6 protein-coding genes are annotated in these 4,810 nt (G+C 65.7%); 3 read left to right on the top strand and 3 right to left on the bottom strand.

From position 1 onward, the window contains the following. From VM054_04675 to VM054_04665, 3 genes are all read right to left on the bottom strand, one after another. Positions 1–342 (bottom strand): YebC/PmpR family DNA-binding transcriptional regulator (locus VM054_04675; protein ID HUT98353.1); only part of this gene is annotated, 342 nt, incomplete at its 3' end. Positions 343–571: 229 nt separating this feature from the next. Next, a complete protein-coding gene (locus VM054_04670; protein HUT98352.1) occupies positions 572–1,294 on the bottom strand; it encodes a hypothetical protein in 723 nt (240 codons plus the stop codon). Between the two features lie 39 nt (positions 1,295–1,333). After that, on the bottom strand, positions 1,334–2,899 hold the full coding sequence (locus VM054_04665) for a hypothetical protein (GenBank protein ID HUT98351.1): 1,566 nt from the start codon (positions 2,897–2,899) through the stop codon (positions 1,334–1,336). A gap of 137 nt (positions 2,900–3,036) precedes the next feature. Between VM054_04665 and VM054_04660 the strand changes: the two genes are divergently transcribed. From VM054_04660 to VM054_04650, 3 genes are all read left to right on the top strand, one after another. Next, positions 3,037–3,246 (top strand): heavy-metal-associated domain-containing protein, encoded by a 210-nt coding sequence (locus VM054_04660; protein HUT98350.1) that lies wholly within the window; start codon positions 3,037–3,039, stop codon positions 3,244–3,246. A 67-nt stretch (positions 3,247–3,313) separates the two neighbouring features. Further along, positions 3,314–4,351 carry an Ig-like domain-containing protein gene (locus VM054_04655; GenBank protein HUT98349.1) on the top strand — a complete coding sequence of 346 codons (1,038 nt, stop codon included), beginning with the start codon at positions 3,314–3,316 and terminating at the stop codon, positions 4,349–4,351. A gap of 228 nt (positions 4,352–4,579) precedes the next feature. After that, positions 4,580–4,810: hypothetical protein (locus VM054_04650; GenBank protein ID HUT98348.1), on the top strand; the 231-nt coding region annotated here is incomplete at its 3' end.

The following is a 4,810-nucleotide window of genomic DNA, read 5'->3' as shown; positions in this document are numbered from 1 at the left end:
CCGTATCTCCGGGGTGGTGCGGTTGGCGTTGTCGGTGATGACCTCGACGAGGACGGCCACGCCGCCGGGGCCGTAGCCCTCGTAGAGGTGCTCCTCGATGACGACGCCGGGGAGCTCGCCGGTGCCGCGCATGATGGCGCGGTGGATGTTCTCCTTGGGCATGTTCTCGGCGGTGGCGCCGGTGATGGCCGCGCGGAGGCGGGAGTTCGAGTCCGGGTCGCCGCCGCCCTGCCGGGCCGAGATGGTGATTTCCCGGATGAGGCGGGTGAAGATTTTCCCGCGCCGGGCGTCCTTGACGCCCTTCTTGCGCTTGATGGTGGACCACTTGGAGTGTCCGGACACCGCTAGTCCTCCGAGGGTGGGGGTGCTTCAGCCCAACCAGGGTGAAATTATACGATTTTCCTTTTCAATAGGCCGGGTGCAGTTCCGATTAAGCTATGGGGACAAAGATGCGGATTCCTATGTCTCATTTATTCAGCCCCCGGGTTGACCCGACGAGGGCGACAAGGGCAACGGCGATAATCCTCTTAATGGTAACCTCCTAGGTCCACTCCGGCAAAGGCCGGGCTTCCTAGTTGGCATCAGCCTCGTCGGTGGCAGTCTCGGCGGCGGCTTCGGCGGCTTTGTAGTCGGCTTTGGCTGCGTCGTAGGCAGCCTTGGCGTCGAAGTAGGCATCTTCGGCGGCCATATAGTCGGCTTTGGCTGCATCGTAGGCGTTTTCGGCGGCCGTCAGGGGGTCCATGTACATGGGGTGAGGGAGTCCAAAACTGCCCGCCCCGGCGACCCGGTAGTCGGCTTTGGCGGTCTCCAGGTCAGCCTCGGTGACTTTCAATGCATCGTAAGCGGTATCAAAGGCTTTGGCGGCGTCGCGGTAGGCATAGTAGGAGTAGGTTTCGTCGGCGTAGGCGGCGACCTGGGCGGCCCAGGAGTCGGGGTCGGCGGCCATGTAGTTGGCTTCGGCGGCCATGTAGTCAGCCCTGGTGGCCCGATAGTCGTTGACGGCGGCCCAGTAGTCGTCGCGGGCGGCTTTAGCAGCGGAGGAGTATTCGGCGTAGTAAACCTCGGCGGCGTCGTAGGCAGCCTTGGCGGCCTCGTAGTCGTCGGAGGCGGTCATCCAGACGGAGCGGGCGGCCTCATATTCGGCTCTGGCGTGGGCGGCGGTCTCGTCGTCGTCGGCCTTCAGGTTTGCCTCGGCGACATTCAGGTCGGCTTTAAAGGTGGCCCTGTTGGCGCAACCGGCGACGGCGGCGATTAGAGTAATGGAGACAAGGGCAACGGAGGTAATCCTCTTCACGGCAACCTCCTAAATCAACTCACGCAACAGCCTGGCCTATTAGTCGTCATTGGTATCGGCGACGGCAGGTGGCACCGATAGAGTGTAATTTTCGGCGCCCCGGCTGTCAACGGCCTCCGGCGGCGGGCAGGTGAGCGTCAGCCGACTCCGATACCAGGGCTCTAAAATTTCCCGGTCGCCGATTCCCCCGGTCTCGGAGAGGCGTTCCACGAGGGTGAGCTCGCCCAGGACCGCCGCCGCGCCCTCCACCGTCCCCTCCCGCACCCCGAGGGGCCGGACGTGGGGCCCGGCCAGGAGCATCCACGCCGCGCCGGTCGGTCCCCAGGGCGCCCCGGAGAGCCCCGGCCGGGGGCCGTAGCCGCCGCTGGAAATCAGTACCACCGTCAGGTCGGGGTGCCGGGCCAGGAGCTCGCCGAGGAAGCGGTCCAGGGCGGTCGCCAGCCGCTCGGCCAGGGCGCCGAACTCGGCGGCCCGGATCAGGTCCCCCTCCTCCAGGTGGACCTCCGCGCCGAAGCGCTCGCCGTAGCCCACGGTCCGGTAGCGCTGGACCAGGGGCCACAGGGCGTCGTAGAATTTCTTGAAAGTGTCCGAGCCCCAGAGGACCGCGGCCGCTCCCGCATCCAGGAGCGCCCCCGCCGCCCGGGAGCCCTCGACCGCCCCCCGCACCGCCTCGTCCAGACCCGCCTCGCCGGCCAGGAGGCGGGGGTCCGGCGGGTCGTACTCCGGCCCGGCGTAGGCCCCCGTCAGCGCGGCCAGGAACGGCGAGCACGTCCCGTCGGGATTGAGCGATTCCGCGTACCCGTCGGCCGTCGGGAGGGGGGCGTGGACGAGGCCGGTGACCCATCCGCGGCGGGCGCGCCTTTCGATCCAGTTCCAGGCGGAAAATCCCCCCGAAAGGATTTTTGCCCAGAACGGGCCCGGCTCGTCGGGGCTAGGGTTTTGGAAAAACACCGTGGTCCCCGCCCCGGCGAGATTTTTCACCGCGGGCAGGCGACCGTCGGCCGCGAGACGCTCCACGGTTTGGCGGTCCAGGTCGTCCAAGGCGAGGATAAAAAGGCGCGGCGGGCTCATCGGCAGCCGCTCCGCCCGGTCGCCCAGCGGGACGACCGAGGTCAGGCGCAGGTCCTCCACGCCCACGGCCGTTCCGCGCAGAGTTTCCGCAACCTCTTCCAGTGCATCGCGGGTCAATTCCGACCGGTGGGTTCCGTAGATATCCTCGAAGGCGCGCCCTTCTCCGAGACGGACGATGGCGGAACTTACCAGCAGCCGGGGCCACGCGCGGTCCCAGCCCGGCGGTCCCGGATTCGGCTCCCCCAGCCGTCCCGGGTTCAGGATGCGCACGGCGGACCACAGGGCGCGCACCGGCACCGAGTCGGCGGTGCGGAAGAGGCTCTCCCCGCTTATCGGCTCCACCAGCCGGTACAGCTCGATCTCCCGCCAGGGCAGTTCCACCGTCCAGCCCCCGCGGACCACCTCCCGGTTCCCCCCCCGGACGACCACCGCCGCCTCGCCGGGCCCCAGCGGGCGTGAGGCGGCCAGGAGGGCCACCAGACCCGTCACGACCCCGAGGAGCGCTATCCCGATGACCCTCGTCCGATCGAGCACCGCCCCCTCCCTCTGCGCCCCCCATTGTACGACAGCCGGGGGTTCCGCGCACCGGTCCGCATTCGGAGTCATGGGGGTTGAAAATCGGCCATTTATCCAGTATATTTGTTATGCGTTACTATTTTGGGGGTTTTAGAATGGAAAAAACGAGCATATATCTCTCCGGCCTGACCTGCGACAACTGCGCCCGGACGGTCACCCGCGCCCTTCTGGCGATTACCGGCGTGGATTCGGCCGAGGTGAGCGCGGATTTCGAGTGGGCGGAAGTCATCTACGACCCCGAGCTGACCAACCCCGACGAGATGGCGAAGGCCGTCGAGGCCGCGGGATACGGGGCCGAGCTCTAGGTGGTCCCGGCGCGACGTTTCACGGGACCCTTCTTACCCTCCATCGAACCCAAAAAGGAGTGGTAAAATGAGATTTCTTACGCTTATCTTGGTTCTCTCCGTCAGCTTGGCCTTCGGGGCCGTGCTGTACACGAACGCCCCCGGCGATCTCGGACAGGTCGTGCCCGGCGGCGGCTACACCTGCCTGCCGCCCCCCTCGAACGACATTCTCTGGGAGAACCCCTTCGATTTCGCCCTGTGCACCAACGGCTACAACAGCAGCGACGGCTACCGTTGCGACGACGACTTCGTCCTCGACGACGACGCCACCATCGAGGGTTTCACCTGCTGGAGCATCTTCACCGGCGGCCATCCCCAGCCCTTCGAAGTGACCGTCTGGGTTGACTCCGGCGGCGCTCCGGGCGACGAGGTCTGGAGCGAAACCATCTCCGACGTCACCGACACCGACACCGGCTACAGCGGCTGGGGCTACACCATGTATCAGACCGACATGGTGCCGGCCGACACCTTCGATCTCGACGCCGGCACCTACTGGGTTGAGTTCTTCTGGACCTCGAGCTACTTCTACTGGCTCGTCGAGAACGGCGGGAATTTTCGCCAGAACGGCAGCCCCATGGGTGTCTCCGGCTTCTTCGCGGTCAGCGGCGGCTCCTGGTACCCCGAATTCCCGCCTTACGTGCGCGATATGAACCCCGATGACGGGGATACTGGTGTGTCGGTGGATACGGATATCGTGTTTTACTGTGTATGTGATATACGTCCAGTCGACACCGACACGATCGTGTTCACCGTGGAGGATCAGTCGCTACGTCCGGGCGGCAGGGTTCGGGTTTCGGATTCAGCCCTGGCCGTGGGTCGGGTTAATCCGCATCCGGCGGGCGAGATTTCGGGCACGCTCGACATTGACGACACCGACCGCTTGGACGTCGTCTGCACGTTCACCCCCGACGAGGACCTGCCGGTTGACCTGATAAGGTGCACCGTGGCCGCCGGCCTAGCCGACGACAGGGGCAACGAGACGGCCGACGACTTCATCTGGACCTTCACCACGGGGAATTACAGCGTTGAGGACACCACCTGGGGGGCGATAAAAGCGGGGCTCTGACGTGCGCTCGCGGGGAGGGGCCGAGAAAATTCTGAACCGCTCCCCGCGGGGCCGTGGCCGGCTTCAAGCCGGGGGGGTGATCAAGGCCGAGTTTTAACGGTGCGCTCGCGGGGAGGGGCCGAGAAAATTCTGAACCGCCCCCCGCGGGGCCGTGGCCGGCTTCAAGCCGGGGTGCGATCAAGGCTGAGTTTTGATTAATCCGTAAATGTTCGACCCAAGGAGGAGAAAATGCGAAGAGCGATGCTGCTCATGTGTACCCTGTTGCTCCTGGCGGCGACGGGGCAGGACCCCGACAACATAATCGTCAAGTACGACACCGCGTACGGCGGCAACTACCTCTCCAGCGCGATAAGCAGCCTGTGGCCGAGTTGCTCCGCCACGTACTACGACGGCAGCACATGGCCCACCTTCATATCCGCCCTGACCGGAAGCGACTGGAGTATGTGCATCGTCGCCGCG

Source organism: bacterium (assembly GCA_035528375.1).
Lineage (GTDB): Bacteria > RBG-13-66-14 > RBG-13-66-14 > RBG-13-66-14 > RBG-13-66-14 > RBG-13-66-14.
The sequence above is the reverse complement of the archived record's forward strand: the minus strand, read 5'-3'. Positions and strand labels throughout refer to the sequence as shown.